Consider the following 16,214-nt stretch of genomic DNA (forward strand, 5'->3'; position numbering starts at 1 on the left):
GAATTGTCGCAGCCTGATAAATGCCGCCGGGAGCGATCGACAATGACGACTGACGGATTCGCCGGCATGTGTCCCCTCGCCCATGAGAGCGAAGGGACACGGCACTCCGCGATCAGACGCCGGCCATCATCACGTATTTGATCTCGACATATTCATCCATGCCGTGGCGCGAACCTTCGCGGCCGAGGCCCGATTCCTTGACGCCGCCGAACGGTGCGACCTCGGTCGTGATCAGGCCGGAGTTGACGCCGACCATGCCCGACTCCAGCGCCTCGGCGACACGCCAGACGCGGCCGATGTCACGCGAATAGAAGTAGGAGGCGAGGCCGAACGGCGAGGCGTTGCACATCGCGATCACATCGGCTTCGTCCTTGAAGCGGATCACCGGCGCGAGCGGGCCGAAGGTTTCCTCCTGCGCAACGAGCGCGTCGGGTCTCACGTCCGACAGCACGGTCGGCTCGAAGAAGCTGCGGCCTAGCGCCGAGCGCTTGCCGCCGGTCACGACCTTGGCGCCGCCCTTCACCGCATCCGCGATGTGCCGCTCGACCTTTTCGATCGCCTTCATGTTGATCAGCGGTCCCTGAGTCACGCCGGCCTCGGTGCCGTCGCCGATCTTCATCTCGGCGACCTTCTTCGACAACTTCTCGACGAACTGGTCGTAGATCTTGTCCTGCGCGTAGAGACGGTTGGCGCAGACGCAGGTCTGGCCCATGTTGCGATACTTCGAGACCATGGCGCCTTCGACCGCCGCATCGATGTCGGCATCGTCGAACACCACGAAGGGCGCGTTGCCGCCGAGCTCGAGGCCGAGCTTCTTCACGCCAACCGATGCTTGCCGGTACAGGATCTTGCCGACATTGGTCGAACCGGTGAAGCCGACGAACCGCACCGCCGGATGCTCGCACAGCACCTTGCCGATCGGCGGCGCATCGCCGGTGACGATGTTGAGCACACCCTTTGGCACGCCAGCCTTTTCGGCCAGCACCGCGAGCGCGAGTGCCGAGAGCGGCGTCTCGTTGGCGGGCTTCAACACGACGGTGCAGCCGGCGGCCAGCGCAGGCGAGACTTTTCGCGTGATCATCGAGTTCGGGAAATTCCACGGCGTGATGGCGCCGCAGACGCCGATCGGCTGCCGGATCGCGAGCAGGCGGGCATCCGGACGCTGGGTCGGGATCGTCTCGCCATAGACGCGGCGCGCTTCCTCCGCGAAGAATTCGACATAGGCCGCGCCGATATCGACTTCGCCGAGCGCCTCAGCCAGCGGCTTGCCCTGCTCGGAGGTCAGGATCAGCGCGAGGTCCTCGCGATTGGCGATGATCAGGTCGAACCATTTACGCAGGATGTTGGAGCGCTGCTTGGCGGTCAGCTTGGCCCAGGCCGGAAACGCGCGCTGGGCGGCCTCGACGGCCCTGGTGGTATCGTCAGCGCCCAGTTGCGGAATCCTGATCAGCTCGACGCCGGTCGCGGGATTGTTGACGGCAAATTCCGGGGTGCCGACCCAGGCGCCGTCGATGTAGCAGCGGTCGCGCAGCAGCGACGGGTCCTTCAGGCGGCTTTGCAGAGAGGATGCTGCGGCTTGCGTGGCGCGTGCGGCAACGGGCGGGGTCATGGCGTTACTCCTGGAATTTCTTTGGAGGGTATTCGCCGCCTATATAGGCGGAAAGCCGCGGCGATGCACTGGCGGCCAGCGCGACCCTGCTTGGACGCAAACGCGGCTCCGTTGCGGAAGACTGTCGTTCCGGGGCGATGCGTAGCATCGAACCTCAAGTGCGCAATTGCGCACCGGGGAACCTCGAGATTCCGGGTCTGGTCCTTCGGACCATCCCGGAATGACATTCGTTCGTCAGATCGCGCCGCCCGACATGTAGGTTTCGCGGCGCCCGATCATGCGTTCGGCCGCGGCCTTGGCGTCCGCCTTGGTCGTGGTCGCGCAGGTCCGGTATTCGAGGTCGGCTTGTGCCCGCGCGTCGCGGCGGCCGAACCAGGACTTGGCGCTGGTCTGCAGCAGCGCCAGCGCCTGGGCGACATTATCGACCGCCTCAAACGAGTGCAGGGCGCCGGTACCCGCGTAGCGAACCTCGTAGAGACCTGGGCTGATCGGCGCCTCGATATTCTCGCCGCGGCCCGGCCGCGGATAGCGCTTCCATTCACTCCATGTCGAAATCATTGCTGCGTCCCCGCAAGGCGCGAAATGACGAATCTTTTCGTCAAATCCATCCCAATTCGCCGCACCGTTTATGCAGCGATCTGAATGCGTTAATGCAAATAATCAGGTACGAAAATCAATCTGCCGATCACGTTACCGTGGCCGCCTTTCCGGGTCATCGGGACTGGTCCGGAGTCCACCGCTAAATCTGTGCGCGTGGTGAACACCTGTTGAGCGTGGCCGTTCCTAGTGGCCGGCTGTCACGACATCGCGACATCATCGCAGCCGCGCCCGCCTTGCGGGGGCCGAAAAGCGGGAGGATGATCCCCGCACTTCAAAACAATAAACCCCACCGGAGGACGCCCCCAATGCAGAGCAAGGCTCAGATCGATCAGGTATTGCGGCAGAAGAGCGAGGCAAAGGAGATTCCCGGCGTGGTCGCCATCGCGGCCACCGGCAAGGACGTGATCTACGAGGGCGCGTTCGGCAAGCGCGACCTTTCCAAGAGCGATCCGATGACAGCCGACAGCGTGTTCTGGATCGCCTCGATGACCAAGGCGGTGACCTGCGCGGGCGCGATGCAGCTCGTCGAGCAGGGCAAGCTCTCGCTCGATGAGCCGATCGGCAAGCTGCTGCCCGATCTCGCCGCCGTGCAGGTGCTCGACGGCTTCGATGCCAAGGGCGAGCCGAAGCTGCGGCCTGCCAAGGGGCCGATCACACTGCGCAAGCTCATGACCCATACTGCCGGCTTCTGCTACGACCTGTGGAACGCCGACATGGGGAAATATATGGAGAAGACCGGTACGCCCGGGATCATCTCCTGCTCGAATGCCGCACTGAAGACGCCGCTGGCGAGCGATCCCGGCACGCGCTGGGAATACGGTATCAATATCGACTTCGTCGGCAAGGCGGTGGAGGCAGCATCCGGCAAGAAGCTCGACGCCTATCTGCGCGACAACATGTTCGCGCCGCTCGGCATGAGCGACACCGGCTTCAAGATCTCGGACGACATGCGCAAGCGGCTGGTCGGCATGCATGCGCGCGGCGAGGACGGAGCGCTTGCGGCGATCCCGTTCGAGCTCGAGCAGAACCCTGAATTCCACATGGGTGGCGGCGGACTCTATTCGACCGCGGCCGACTACCTCAAGTTCTGCCAGATGATCCTCAACAAAGGCAAAGGCAACGGCAATCAGGTGCTGAAGGCCGAGACCGTCGCGACGATGGGGCAGAACCACATCGGCGATCTCACCGTCGGCAAGATGACATCAGCGGCGCCGCCGTTCACCAACGACGTCGATCTCTGGCCCGACATCGTCAAGAAGTGGGGCCTGAGCTTCCTGATCAACACCGCCAAGACGCCGGAAGGCCGCAGCGCCGGCAGCCTCGCCTGGGCGGGCCTCGCCAACACCTATTACTGGATCGATCCGTCGCGCGACGTCTGCGGCGTGATCCTGACCCAGCTGCTGCCGTTCGCCGACAAGCACAGCCTGGAGGCCTTCGCGGGCTTCGAGAAGGGCATCTATGCCGGGCTCGACGCCGGCAGCGGACAAAGGGCGGCCTGAGGTAACTAGGGTCAAATCGGCGACCCCAAAGACGCTGCGCTCCCTCTCCCGCTTGCGGGGGAGGGCTGGGGTGGGGGTTTCACCGCGAGTCACATCGTGGAGAGAACCCCCACCCGCCGCGCTACGCGCGTCGACCTTCCCCGCAAGCGGGAGAGGTGAACCGAGTCCATACCCGCCATAGGTCGGGCCTGTCCTGCCGGCACCAAACGATTAAGATCGCGCAAAAAAAGCGCGGCGACACGAACACGACCACGAGGAGGACGATCTTGGCACCCGCACCCAAGACAGACAGCTATGTCTGCGGCATTTCCGATACGCCGCTGCTCGGTGAAACCATCGGCCGCAGCCTCGATCGCGCCCGCGCGCGCTGGGGCGATCGCGAGGCGCTGGTCTCGCCGAGCCACAATGTGCGCTGGACCTGGAACGAATTCGCCGCCCGCGTCGAGGCGCTCGCGGCCGGCTTCCTCGCGCTCGGGCTGCAACGCGGCGAGCGGATCGGCATCTGGTCGCTGAACCGGCCGGAATGGACGCTGACGCAATTCGCCGCCGCGAAAGCCGGCCTGATCCTCGTCACCATCAATCCGGCCTACCGGCTCAGCGAACTCGAATTCGCACTCGGCAAGGTCGGCTGCGCCGCGATCGTGACCGCGACCGCGTTCAAGACCTCGGCCTATATGGAGATGCTGAACACGCTGCTGCCCGAGCTTGCGGGCTCCGAGCCCGGCCATCTGCGCTCGGCGCGGCTGCCGCAGCTGCGCGCCGTGATCCAGATCGGCGGACCGGCGGCACCAGGCACGATTCCGTTCGAGCAGGTGTCGAAGATGGGCGGGGAGCGCCATCGCGAGCAGCTTGCGGCGCTCGGCGACAGCCTGCAGTTCGACGATCCGGTCAATATTCAGTTCACCAGCGGCACCACCGGCTCGCCCAAGGGCGTGACGCTGACCCATCACAACATCCTCAACAACGGCTATTTCACCGGCCGCGCCATGCGCCTGACCGAGCAGGACCGCATCTGCATTCCGGTGCCGCTCTATCACTGCTTCGGCATGGTGATGGGCAATCTCGCATCGGTCACGCTCGGCACCACCATGGTGTATCCCGGCGAAGGTTTTGATCCGCTGGCGACGCTTGCGACGATCGCGCAGGAGAAATGCACGACGCTGTACGGCGTGCCGACGATGTTCATCGCCGAGCTCGACCATCCGGAGTTCAAGCGCTTCGATCTGTCGTCGCTGCGCACCGGCATCATGGCCGGCGCGCCCTGCCCGATCGAGGTCATGAAGCGCGTCAACACCGAGATGAACATGCGCGAGGTGACGATCGCCTACGGCATGACCGAAACCAGCCCGGTGAGCTTCCAGAGCGCGACCGACGATCCCCTGGAGCGCCGCGTCTCCACCGTCGGCCGCATCCATCCGCATGTCGAGGTCAAGGTCGTCGATCTCGACGGCAAGGTGGTGCCGCGCGGCGAACGCGGCGAGCTCTGCACCCGCGGCTACAGCGTGATGTCAGGCTATTGGGACGAAAAGGAAAAGACAGGCGAGGTGCTCGACGCCAATGGCTGGATGCACACCGGCGATCTCGCCGTGATCGACGACGAGGGCTACTGCAACATCGTCGGCCGCATCAAGGACCTGGTGATCCGCGGCGGCGAGAACCTCTATCCAAGGGAGATCGAGGAATTCCTCTACCGCCATCCCAAGATCCAGGACGTGCAGATCTTCGGCGTCGCCGACGCGCGCTATGGCGAGGAGCTGTGTGCCTGGGTCAGGGTCCGACAGGGCGAGACATTGACCGCCGACGAGGTCCGCGCCTTCTGCCAGGGCCAGATCGCCCACAACAAGATCCCGCGTTATGTCGAATTCGTCGAGGAATTCCCGATGACGGTGACGGGGAAGATCCAGAAATTCGTGATGCGCGATGCGGTCGAGCAGCGGCTGGGATTGAAGGCTGCGAAGACCGCGTGACTCTTCTCCCTCTCCCGCTTGCGGGGGAGGGTCGGGGTGGGGGCTCTCTCAGCGAGTCACATCGTGGAGAGAGCCCCCACCCGGCGCTACGCGCCGACCTCCCCCGCAAGCGGGAGAGGTGAAGAAGCCGCCGCCCTTAAACCAGCAGCCCCTTCGCCTTCGCCAGATCCTTCAGCGACACCAGCGGCCGGGCGCCGATGTGCTGGATCACTTCGGCGGCGGCGAGCGCGCCGAGGCGGCCGGCGTTCTCATGGCCCACATTGCGCACGAGCCCGACCAGGAAGCCGGCGGCGAACAGGTCGCCGGCGCCTGTCGTGTCGACGAGCTTGTCGATCGGAGAGGCGGGCGCCGATACGACGGCATCGCCTGAGGTCACCACGCAGCCCTTCTCGCTGCGGGTGACGACACCGAGCTTGGTGTCCTTGCCGAACTGCTTCAGCGCGGTGTCGAAATCCGAGGTCTGGTACAGCGAATGCAGTTCGGACTCGTTGGAGAAAACGAAGTCGACCGTGCCCTTGCGCATCAAAGCGAGGAATTCGTCGCGGTAGCGATCGACACAGAACGAATCCGACAGCGTCAGCGCGACCTGGCGGCCCGCGCCATGCGCGATATCGGCCGCCTTCACGAAGGCGTCCTTGGCGTTCTTTGGATCCCAGAGATAGCCCTCGAGATAGATGATGCTCGCCGCTTCGATCTGGGCCGGATCGATGTCGTCGGGCGTCAGGTCCTGCGCGGCGCCGAGATAGGTGTTCATGGTGCGCTCGCCGTCCGGCGTCACCAGGATGTAGCAGCAGCCGGTGGCCGGGCCGGTCTTGGCCGGCGCGGTGTCGAAGGCCACGCCGGCGGCGCGGATGTCGTGGGCGTAGAGCTTGCCGATCTGGTCGTCCTTGACCTTGCCGACATAGGCGGCGCGGGCGCCGAGATTGCCGACGCCGACGATGGTGTTGGCAGCCGAGCCGCCCGACACCTCGGTCGCCACCCCCATGTCGCTGTAGATCGCGGTGGCGCGCGCCTCGTCGATCAGCTGCATCGAGCCCTTGGTCATGCCGTGACGGGCAAGGAATGCCTCGTCGGTCTGCACCAGCATGTCGAAGATCGCGTTGCCGATCCCGAGAACGTCATATTTTGCGTCAGCCATAGACCTGCCCTGTGTAAACGCCACCCAACAAGAGCCGCGACCTATCACGTTAGGCCTCGGGGCAGCAAGCCGCTGTCAGTTCCGTCATCCTGAGGAGCGCGAAGCGCGTCTCGAAGGATGCACGGCCCCACTGTGGCCGATTCATCCTTCGAGGCTCGCTCCGCTCGCGCCTCAGGATGACGGGTTTGGTACAGTGGCGGTGGCGGCGAGACCGGCGGCTGATATAGATGCCTCATGTTCCGCTCCTTCCTCACAGTCTCCACGGGAACGCTGGCTTCGCGACTGCTCGGTTTCGTGCGCGATTCCGTGATCGCGGCGCTGCTGGGCGCGGGGCCGGTGGCGGATGCCTTCCTGGCGGCATTCCAGCTTGTGAACGTGGTGCGACGGCTGCTTGCCGAGGGTGGATTGAATGCCGCCCTGGTGCCGGCATGGCTGAAGGCGCGCGACGCGGAGGGCATGGCCGCGGCGACCGCCTTTGCCGGCCGCGTGCTGGGCACCGTCAGCGCCGCGGTTATTGCAGCGGCGCTCGTGACCGGCGTGCTGATGCCGCTGGTGATCGCGGCGATCGCGCCCGGCTTCGTCGGCCGCGACACGCTGCAATTCGCCGTCGACGACGCGAGGCTGATGCTGCCCTATCTCGCCTTCGCCGGCCCCGTCACTGTGATGATGGCGCTGCTCAACGCGCAGGGACGCTTCGCGCTGACGGCGTTCTCGCCGCTGCTGTTCAACATCGCGCTAATCGCGGTGATGGCCGTGCTGCTGGCGCGGCAGCAGGAGCCGATGCAGGCCGCGCTTGTCATGGCCGCGACGATCGGCGTCGCCGGCTTCCTGCAATTGTCAATGCTGGCGGTGCGCGGGGCAAAGCTCGCCGCGCCGCTCCGCATCTCCTTCGATCCCGAGATGCGCGGCTTTCTCGGCCGCGCGGTCCCCGGCATGGTCGCGAGCAGCGCACCGCAATGGCTCATGGTGGCGGGCGCCGTGATCGCATCGACCTCGCCATCGGCGGTGTCCTGGCTGTATTTCGCCAACCGCCTGCTCGAGCTGCCGCTTGGCATCGTCGGCGTCGCCATGGGCACCGTGCTGATCCCGGAGATGACGCGCGCGGTGCGCAGCGGCGAATCTATCGCGATCGCGCATGCGGAATCGCGCGGGCTCGAACTCGCGGTCGGGCTGGCTCTGCCGGCAACGCTCGGCCTGATGGTGCTGAGCGAGCCGATCGTGCGGATGCTGTTCGAGCATGGCGCGTTCACAGCCCAGGATACCGCGGCCACCGCGCAGGCCCTGATCTGGCTGACGCTCGCGCTCCCCGCGCACGTGCTGGTGAAGGCGCTGTCGCCGGCGTTCTTTGCGCGCGAGGACACGTTGACGCCGCTGTTTGCGACGCTGAAGGCCATCGTGGTCGCGATCGCGGCGGCCTTCCTGCTCGGCCATATCTTCGGCGCGAGCGGAATCGCCGCCGGCATTGCGCTCGGCGCGTGGAGCAATGCGCTGGCGCTGGTCCGCAAGGGCGCTGCGACTTTCGGCTTTTCGATCGATGCCGAGGCGCGCCGCCGGCTGCCGCGCATCCTGGCCGCCGCGCTCGCGATGGGCGGCCTGCTCTGGCTCGCAGAAGGCGCGCTGCCGGCGGCCGGTAGCCACGGTTTCGTGCAGGCGGCCTCCCTCCTCGTGCTGATCACGGCCGGGATCGCCGGTTACGGGCTGTTCTTGCAGCTTTTCGGTGTGACAGGCTGGCGTGAGGCGGTTAACGCCGTCAGGCAAAGACGCCCGGCCTGACTTGCGCACGCGGGGCTTAAGTGGCAAACGACGCCGCCAAAGCCGCAATTTCCGGGAATTAGACCATGGCGTTCGTTGAACGGGTTTTCTCAGGCGTCCAGCCGACGGGCAATCTGCACCTCGGCAACTATCTCGGCGCCATCGTCAACTTCGTGAAGATGCAGCAGACCCATAACTGCATCTATTGCGTCGTCGACATGCACGCGATCACGCAGGGCGTCGAGGTCTGGGGCGGCCCGGCCGAGCTCGCGCGCAACACCCGCGAGGTGACCGCGGCCTTCATCGCCGCCGGCATCGACCCGAAGAAGCACATCGTGTTCAACCAGAGCCAGGTTGCCGGCCATGCCGAGCTGACCTGGATCTTCAACTGCGTTGCCCGTGTCGGCTGGCTCAGCCGGATGACCCAGTTCAAGGAGAAGGCGGGCAAGGACCGCGAGAATGCCTCGGTCGGTCTCTACGACTATCCGGTGCTGATGGCGGCCGACATCCTCTTGTACCGGGCCACCCACGTGCCGGTCGGCGAGGACCAGAAGCAGCATCTCGAACTGTCCCGCGACATCGCGCAGAAATTCAACAACGATTTCGGCGATTCGATCCGCGGCCACGGCTTCAATGAAGGCCTCTATTTTCCAATGCCGGAGCCGTTCATCACGGGGCCCGCGACGCGGGTGATGAGCCTGCGCGACGGCACCAAGAAGATGTCGAAGTCGGATGCGTCGGACAATTCGCGCATCAACCTCACCGACGACGCCGAGACCATTGCGCAGAAGATCCGCAAGGCGAAGACCGACCCGGAACCGCTGCCCTCGGAAGAAAAGGGTCTGGAGCTGCGCCCCGAAGCCGACAATCTCGTCGGCATCTACGCGGCGCTCGCCGAAATCACCAAGCAGGAGGTGCTCAGCCAGTTCGGCGGCGGGCAATTCTCGAGCTTCAAGAACGCGCTGGTCGAACTTTGCGTCGCGAAACTGGCGCCCATCGCCGGTGAGATGAAGCGGCTGGTTGCCGATCCCGGCTATGTCGATTCGATCCTGGCCGACGGGGCCAACCGTGCACGGATCATTGCCGACGAGACCATGCGCACCACGAAGGACATCGTCGGCTTCATCCGCCAGCGCTGACACCACCGGCAGAACTGCGCGCTCCCTCTCCCCAACGGGGAGGGAGTGTGGCAGCATGGGCCTCGTTTGAGCATGATCTTTTCGGAAAACCGCTGCGCACTTTTCCGGATCATGCTTTTTGGTTCAGCACCGGGACATGCATGACCGCCCAGCGACGAAGCTACGAGACAGGTCACAAGCCGAAATGCCTCGTCATCGTTGACGACACCGCGGAATGGGACCGCGCGGTCTATTACGCCAGCCGGTGGGCGATCCGGGTCGGCGGCGGCGTCCTGATGCTGCGGGTGATCGAGACCGAGGACCAGAACCAGCAATGGCTGGGGGTGGCCGACATCATGCGCGCCGAGGCCGAGGAGGCCGCCAATGAGGCGCTCGATCGCGCCGCCGGCCGCGCCAACGGGATCGCCGCGATCACCCCGGAGCGGGTGATTCGCGAAGGCGACCCGACCGAGCAGATCCTCGACGTGATCGACAAGAACGTCGATATCGCGATGCTGGTGCTGGCCGCCAATCCGGGCGCCGAGGGGCCCGGGCCGATCATCACCACCATGGCCAAGACCATGGGGGCGTTCCCGATCCCGGTCACCATCGTGCCCGGCGGCCTGACCGACGCCGAGATCGACGCCTTGTCCTAGCGCTATCGGGCCTCGCAGCCGCTCCAGCGCATGGATTGGAGCCTGGAACCGCGGTTTTGCAGCTTGATCGCAGGCTTTTTAATTGCCATCTGGTAGGGGAACCCCAACGCGCCGGCCTTGAACCGGCGACGCCGGAGACAGCACATGTTCATTCAGACCGAAGCCACGCCAAATCCCGCCACCCTGAAATTCATCCCGGGCCGCACGGTGCTCGACAGCGGGACCATGGAATTCTCCTCGCCCGAATCCGCCGCGCGCTCGCCGCTCGCCGAACGGCTGTTCGCCGTGTCAGGCGTCACCGGCGTGTTCTACGGCGCCGACTTCGTCACCGTGACCAAAGCGGACGGCGACTGGCAGCACCTCAAGCCCGCGATCCTCGGCGCCATCATGGAGCACTACATGTCCGGCGCGCCGCTGCTCGCCGACGGCACCGCTGGCAGCGACGACGCCCGTGATGAGGAAGACGAGTTCTTCGATGAGGCCGACGCCGAGACGGTCGAGCAGATCAAGGACCTGATCGAGACCCGCGTGCGTCCGGCGGTTGCCAATGACGGCGGCGACATCACCTTCCGCGGCTTCAAGGACGGCATCGTCTATCTCAACATGAAGGGCTCCTGCGCCGGCTGCCCGTCATCGACCGCGACCCTGCAACACGGCATCCAGAACCTGCTCCGGCACTTCGTGCCCGACGTGCAGGAAGTCCGGCCGATGTGATGGAGCGGCGAATGGCGCATGGCGAATTGCGAATAGCGTTCTCCTCCACTTCTCTATTCGCCATTCCCTATTCGCTATTCGCCCTCCCATGATGATTCTCGCGATCGATACGGCGCTCGACGCCTGCTCCGCGGCGGTACTCGACACCACGTCCGGCAATACCATCGCCGTCGAATCCCAGGCGATGCAGCGCGGCCATGCCGAGGCGCTGATGCCGCTGATCGCGCGGGTGATGAAAGAGAGCGGCATCGGCTTTGCCGGGCTTGACCGCATCGCCGTCACCACCGGCCCCGGCAGTTTCACTGGCCTGCGCGTCGGCCTCTCGGCGGCGCGCGGCCTCGCACTGTCTGCGGAAAAGCCGGTGGTCGGGCTATCGACGCTCGCCGCCTACGCCGCGCCCGTGGTCGCCGAGAATGGCGCACACGCGATCCTGTCGGCGATCGATGCGCGGCACGATCACGTCTATTTCCAACTCGTCGGCGGTGACGGCAGCTTGATGCTCAAGCCGAAGGTTGCGCCGATCGCAGAAGCGATCGAGGCCGCACAGTTCGGCGCGCTGCATCTGGTCGGCAACGCCGCCAACATCCTTGCCGAGCGCTGGCCTGCGGATGCCGCTCCGCCGGTCAAGGTCGACAGGCAGCCCGCACCCGACATCACTTGGGTCGCCTGGGTCGGCGCCGCGGTGGATCCCGACACTGCGCCGCCGCGTCCGTTCTATCTGCGCGCGCCCGACGCGAAGCCGCCGAAGGATCGCCTGGTCATCAGCGCGCCGCCATCAACATGAGCGGCTGGCTGGCGCGATGGTGGGGCGGCGGTCCGCCCGCGGTCGAGCCCGCATCGCTGCGTGATGCGGCGCGGCTCGCCCAATTGCACGGCGCCTCGTTTCATCGCGGCTGGGGCGAAGGTGAATTCGAGGCGATGCTGACCGAGCGCAACACGCTGGTGCACCGGCTGCGCCAGGGACGCAAGGTGATCGGCTTCGCCGTCTCGCGGATGGCGGCGGACGAAGCGGAAATCCTGTCGATTGCGATCGATTCCAAACAGCGCGGGCGCGGCCTGTCGCGCGACCTGCTGCTGATCCATCTCGGCCACCTTGCCGGCCGTGGCATCCGCACCATCTTTCTCGAAGTGGAAGAGAACAATCAGCCGGCGCGACGGCTCTACGAAAGGGCCGGATTCGGCGTGATCGGCCGCCGCGAGCGCTATTACAAGCAGCCCGGTGGGGAACATTTGAACGCGCTTCTGATGCGGCGCGACTTGTCGTAACATCGGCGCGATGGCAGAACACCCCGCTCTGCCACCCAAGGTTTGAAGGATACGGCCCGAAACCCATGACCACGGTGAAAATCCCGCCTGCGCATAAAAATACCGGCATCGAGGCGCGCTGCGCTGCGACCGGCATGCGCATGACCGAACAGCGCCGCGTGATCGCGCGGGTGCTGGCGGAAGCCATGGATCATCCCGATGTCGAGGAGCTTTATCGCCGCTGCGTGGCGGTCGACGACAAGATCTCGATCTCGACGGTCTATCGCACCGTCAAGCTGTTCGAGGACGCCGGCATCATCGAGCGTCACGACTTCCGCGAGGGCCGCGCGCGCTACGAGCAGATGCCCGAGAGCCATCACGACCATCTGATCAATCTGCGCGACGGCAAGGTGATCGAGTTCACCTCCGAGGAAATCGAGAAGCTGCAGGCCGAGATCGCGCGCAAGCTCGGCTACAAGCTGGTCGATCACCGTCTTGAGCTCTATTGCGTCCCGCTCGACGACGACAGCAAGTCGTAAGCCGGGTGAGCTTCGACCTCGTCATCTTCGATTGCGACGGCGTGCTTGTCGACAGCGAGGTGATCTCCTGTCGCGCCCATGCGGACACGCTGACACGGCACGGCTTTCCGATCACACCCGACGGCGTGCTGAAGCGCTTCCTCGGCGTGTCCGACCGAGAGGCTCGGCGGATCGTTGAAAGCGAGATCGGCCGCGCGCTGCCCGAGAGCTTCGAGGCCGAGGTCAAGCACGCAACGCTCAGTCTCTATGCCGACGATCTCAGCGCGATCGCGCATGTCGGCGAGGCGATTTCAGCGCTGACCTTGCCGAAATGCGTGGCGTCCAGCGGCACGCCGGAAAAGATCCATCACGGCCTGACCTGCGCCGGGCTCTACGTCCAGCTCGCGCCGCATATTTTCTCCGCCACCCAGGTCAGGCGCGGCAAGCCGGCGCCCGATCTCTTCCTGTTCGCGGCCACGCAGATGGGCGCCAGCCCGGCACGCTGTGTCGTGATCGAGGACAGCGTCGCCGGCGTCACCGGCGCCCGCGCCGCCGGGATGACGGTGCTCGGTTTTTACGGCGGCAGCCACTGCACGGCGGAACACGAGGACCTGCTGCACCAGGCCGGCGCGGCCATAACCTTCGCAGATATGCGCCAATTGCCCGATTTGATCGCCCGGGTGGGTGCCGTGGCCCCGGCGACGTGAGCAAACAAACGCTGTCATTCCGGGATGGTCCGAAGGACCAGACCCGGAATCTCGAGATTCCGGGCTCGCTCCCTCCGGTCGCGCCCCCGGAATGACGGTTGAGACGCTGGATTTTCCCCGGTTTAAGCCTTATTTGAGCAACGGCGCCCTGATGGCGCCGTTTCCATTTTCGCATTCAGGGTTCCATGACGCCGCCGCGCAAGCTGCACATCAAGTCCTATGGCTGCCAGATGAACGTCTACGATGCGCAGCGCATGGTGGACACGCTGGCCGGCGAGGGCTTTGTCGAGACCGCGAGCGCCGAAGACGCCGATCTCGTGATCCTCAATACCTGCCACATCCGCGAGAAGGCGTCGGAAAAGGTCTATTCCGAACTCGGACGGCTACGCGTCGCCAAGGATGAGGCGGCGCGCCAGGGCCGCGAGATGAAGATCGCGGTCGCCGGCTGCGTCGCGCAGGCCGAAGGCGCCGAGATCATCCATCGTGCGCCGACCGTCGACATCGTGGTCGGACCGCAGAGCTATCATCATCTGCCTGCGCTGCTGAAGCGCGCCAAGGAAAACGGCCGCGCGCTGGAAACCGAATTCCCGGTCGAGGACAAGTTCGGCTTCCTGCCGCAGCCGAAGCCCGACGCGATCCGCGCCCGCGGCATCTCCGCCTTCGTCACGGTGCAGGAAGGTTGCGACAAGTTCTGCACCTTCTGCGTGGTGCCCTATACGCGCGGCACGGAAGTCTCGCGGCCGGTCGCGAAGATCATCGACGACGTCAAGCAGCTCGCCGACAACGGCGTGCGCGAATTCACGCTGATCGGACAGAACGTCAACGCCTATCATGGCGAAGGCCCCGACGGCCGCGCCTGGCCGCTCGGCCAATTGCTGCGGCGGCTCGCGGAAATTCCCGGCGTCACGCGGCTGCGCTATTCCACCAGCCATCCGCGCGACGTCGACGACGACCTGATCGCGGCGCATCGCGATTTGCCCGAACTGATGCCGTTCGTGCACCTGCCGGTGCAATCGGGGGCGGACCGGATCCTGGCCGCCATGAACCGGAAACATACCGCCGATGACTACCGGCGCGTCATCGACCGGTTCCGGGCCGCGCGGCAAGATATTGCTTTTTCATCAGATTTTATCGTGGGCTTCCCCGGCGAGACCAGGGAAGAATTTTCCGCCACTCTCGCGCTTGTCACGCAAATCGGGTACGCTGCGGCGTATTCATTCAAATATTCGCCTCGGCCAGGCACGCCGGCGGCGGAGATGCGGGAGACGGTGTCAGCAGCCGAGATGGACGAGCGTTTGGGGCGGCTTCAGGAACTGATCGACAGCCAGCAATCGGCCTTCAACCGGGCTGCGATTGGCACAACGGTCGATGTGCTGTTCGAGCGCGCCGCGCGCAATCCGGGCCAGATCGTCGGCCGGACCGCTTATCTGCAGCCCGCCCATGTGATGGCGTCGCCTGACATCATCGGCCAGGTCCTCCCGGTGAGGATCGACAGCCTCGAGCGCTACAGCCTGATCGGCGAGCTCGCGTCCCAATCCGCACCCGGCCTCATTTCGCAGACCATTGGAGCCTGAAATCCTTGCCCAAAAGCGCATCGGATTCGTCTTCGCTCGCTCCCAGCCGCAAACCTGACCGCGACATGCAAATGCCACCTGAGACCCGGCCCCCTGAAACTCAGGTCGTCATCGATTTCGACGACAACCGTGCCGCATCCGCGCTGGTCGGCCCCTACGGACAGAATCTGGCGCTGATCGAGCGGCGGCTTGGCGTCGTGGTCGATTCCCGCGGCAATCATCTCACCATCGCGGGCTCCCGCGACGGCTGCGACGCGGCGCGGCGCGTGCTCGAGACCCTGTATGCGCAGGCCGTCGAAGGGCACGACCTCGATCAGGGCGAAGTCGAAGGCGCGATCCGCGCCGTGATCGCGCAAGGCTCGCTGTTCGAATTCGACAACAAGACCGCCAAGCCGACCTTTGAAACGATCAATCTGCGCAAGCGCCCGGTGCGCGCCCGCACCGCGGCGCAGGATTCCTACATCCGCGCGCTGAAGCGGCACGAGCTGGTGTTCGGCATCGGTCCGGCCGGCACCGGCAAGACCTGGCTCGCGGTCGCCCACGCGGCACAGCTGTTCGAGCGCAAGGAAGTCGATCGCATCATCCTGACGCGGCCCGCGGTCGAGGCCGGCGAGCGGCTCGGCTTCCTGCCCGGCGACCTCAAGGAGAAGGTCGATCCGTATCTGCGCCCGATCTACGATGCGCTGTACGATCTGATGGATGCCCGTGTCGTCGAGCGCGCGCTGCAGGGCAACGAGATCGAGATCGCGCCGCTGGCCTTCATGCGCGGCCGCACCCTGACCAACGCCGCCATCATCCTCGACGAGGCGCAGAACACCACGACGATGCAGATGAAGATGTTTTTGACGCGTCTCGGCGAAAACAGCCGGATGATCGTCACCGGCGACCCGTCGCAGGTCGACCTGCCGCACGGCCAGGCTTCGGGGCTCACGGAAGCCGTGAAGCTGCTCGACGGCGTCGAAGGCATCGCGCAGGTGCGTTTCAAGGCCGAGGACGTCATCCGCCATGAATTGGTGGCGCGCATTGTGGCCGCCTATGAGGGATTGCCGCAAAAGCCGGCAAACGCCAGATCTTGAGACCAATAGCTTCGGCCGCGAGCCCGCGCGATGCGGGTTCC

The 16,214-nt window shown here is 65.3% G+C and carries 15 protein-coding genes; 12 read left to right on the plus strand and 3 right to left on the minus strand.

The window, feature by feature from the left end:
- Positions 1 to 112: 112 nt before the first annotated feature.
- Both AAFG07_RS41665 and AAFG07_RS41670 read right to left on the minus strand, forming a co-directional pair.
- A complete protein-coding gene (locus AAFG07_RS41665) occupies positions 113 to 1,609 on the minus strand; it encodes an NAD-dependent succinate-semialdehyde dehydrogenase (RefSeq protein WP_342725325.1) in 1,497 nt (498 codons plus the stop codon).
- Positions 1,610 to 1,843: 234 nt separating this feature from the next.
- A complete protein-coding gene (locus AAFG07_RS41670; protein WP_342725326.1) occupies positions 1,844 to 2,167 on the minus strand; it encodes a hypothetical protein in 324 nt (107 codons plus the stop codon).
- 347 nt (positions 2,168 to 2,514) lie between these two features.
- Here AAFG07_RS41670 and AAFG07_RS41675 point away from each other — a divergent pair, with 347 nt between their 5' ends.
- Together AAFG07_RS41675 and AAFG07_RS41680 are read left to right on the plus strand one after the other, a co-directional pair.
- Complete coding sequence (locus AAFG07_RS41675) at positions 2,515 to 3,708, plus strand: serine hydrolase domain-containing protein (protein ID WP_342725327.1); 1,194 nt, start codon at positions 2,515 to 2,517, stop codon at positions 3,706 to 3,708.
- A 266-nt stretch (positions 3,709 to 3,974) separates the two neighbouring features.
- Positions 3,975 to 5,675, plus strand: a complete 1,701-nt coding sequence (locus tag AAFG07_RS41680; protein ID WP_342725328.1) for an AMP-binding protein — start codon at positions 3,975 to 3,977, stop codon at positions 5,673 to 5,675.
- A gap of 136 nt (positions 5,676 to 5,811) precedes the next feature.
- On the opposite strand, the gene AAFG07_RS41685 is transcribed toward AAFG07_RS41680, so the two are convergent.
- A complete protein-coding gene (locus tag AAFG07_RS41685) occupies positions 5,812 to 6,813 on the minus strand; it encodes an adenosine kinase (RefSeq protein ID WP_342725329.1) in 1,002 nt (333 codons plus the stop codon).
- Between the two features lie 234 nt (positions 6,814 to 7,047).
- Between AAFG07_RS41685 and murJ the strand changes: the two genes are divergently transcribed.
- From murJ to AAFG07_RS41735, 10 genes are all read left to right on the plus strand, one after another.
- Positions 7,048 to 8,586: a murein biosynthesis integral membrane protein MurJ gene (gene murJ, locus AAFG07_RS41690; protein WP_342725330.1), complete on the plus strand. Its 1,539-nt coding sequence runs from the start codon at positions 7,048 to 7,050 to the stop codon at positions 8,584 to 8,586.
- A gap of 65 nt (positions 8,587 to 8,651) precedes the next feature.
- Positions 8,652 to 9,704, plus strand: coding sequence for a tryptophan--tRNA ligase (trpS, locus tag AAFG07_RS41695; protein ID WP_342725331.1), 1,053 nt, complete (start codon positions 8,652 to 8,654; stop codon positions 9,702 to 9,704).
- Between the two features lie 140 nt (positions 9,705 to 9,844).
- Positions 9,845 to 10,339: a universal stress protein gene (locus AAFG07_RS41700; protein ID WP_342725332.1), complete on the plus strand. Its 495-nt coding sequence runs from the start codon at positions 9,845 to 9,847 to the stop codon at positions 10,337 to 10,339.
- Positions 10,340 to 10,483: 144 nt separating this feature from the next.
- Positions 10,484 to 11,053, plus strand: coding sequence for a NifU family protein (locus AAFG07_RS41705; protein ID WP_092120642.1), 570 nt, complete (start codon positions 10,484 to 10,486; stop codon positions 11,051 to 11,053).
- Positions 11,054 to 11,141: 88 nt separating this feature from the next.
- Complete coding sequence (gene tsaB / locus AAFG07_RS41710; RefSeq protein ID WP_342725333.1) at positions 11,142 to 11,837, plus strand: tRNA (adenosine(37)-N6)-threonylcarbamoyltransferase complex dimerization subunit type 1 TsaB; 696 nt, start codon at positions 11,142 to 11,144, stop codon at positions 11,835 to 11,837.
- Entirely contained in the window at positions 11,834 to 12,319 is a 486-nt protein-coding gene (gene rimI / locus AAFG07_RS41715) for a ribosomal protein S18-alanine N-acetyltransferase (protein ID WP_342725334.1), read from the plus strand. The genes tsaB and rimI overlap by 4 nt, the downstream gene beginning before the upstream one ends.
- A gap of 65 nt (positions 12,320 to 12,384) precedes the next feature.
- The gene (locus AAFG07_RS41720) at positions 12,385 to 12,837 is read left to right on the plus strand and encodes a Fur family transcriptional regulator (protein ID WP_092120651.1); all 453 of its coding nucleotides are present in this window, start codon (positions 12,385 to 12,387) and stop codon (positions 12,835 to 12,837) included.
- A 5-nt stretch (positions 12,838 to 12,842) separates the two neighbouring features.
- The gene (locus AAFG07_RS41725) at positions 12,843 to 13,523 is read left to right on the plus strand and encodes an HAD family hydrolase (RefSeq protein WP_342725335.1); all 681 of its coding nucleotides are present in this window, start codon (positions 12,843 to 12,845) and stop codon (positions 13,521 to 13,523) included.
- A gap of 185 nt (positions 13,524 to 13,708) precedes the next feature.
- Positions 13,709 to 15,097, plus strand: a complete 1,389-nt coding sequence (gene miaB / locus AAFG07_RS41730) for a tRNA (N6-isopentenyl adenosine(37)-C2)-methylthiotransferase MiaB (protein WP_342725336.1) — start codon at positions 13,709 to 13,711, stop codon at positions 15,095 to 15,097.
- A 5-nt stretch (positions 15,098 to 15,102) separates the two neighbouring features.
- Positions 15,103 to 16,173, plus strand: coding sequence for a PhoH family protein (locus AAFG07_RS41735; RefSeq protein WP_342725337.1), 1,071 nt, complete (start codon positions 15,103 to 15,105; stop codon positions 16,171 to 16,173).
- Positions 16,174 to 16,214 lie beyond the last annotated feature (41 nt).

This window comes from Bradyrhizobium sp. B097 (genome assembly GCF_038957035.1).
GTDB lineage: Bacteria > Pseudomonadota > Alphaproteobacteria > Rhizobiales > Xanthobacteraceae > Bradyrhizobium.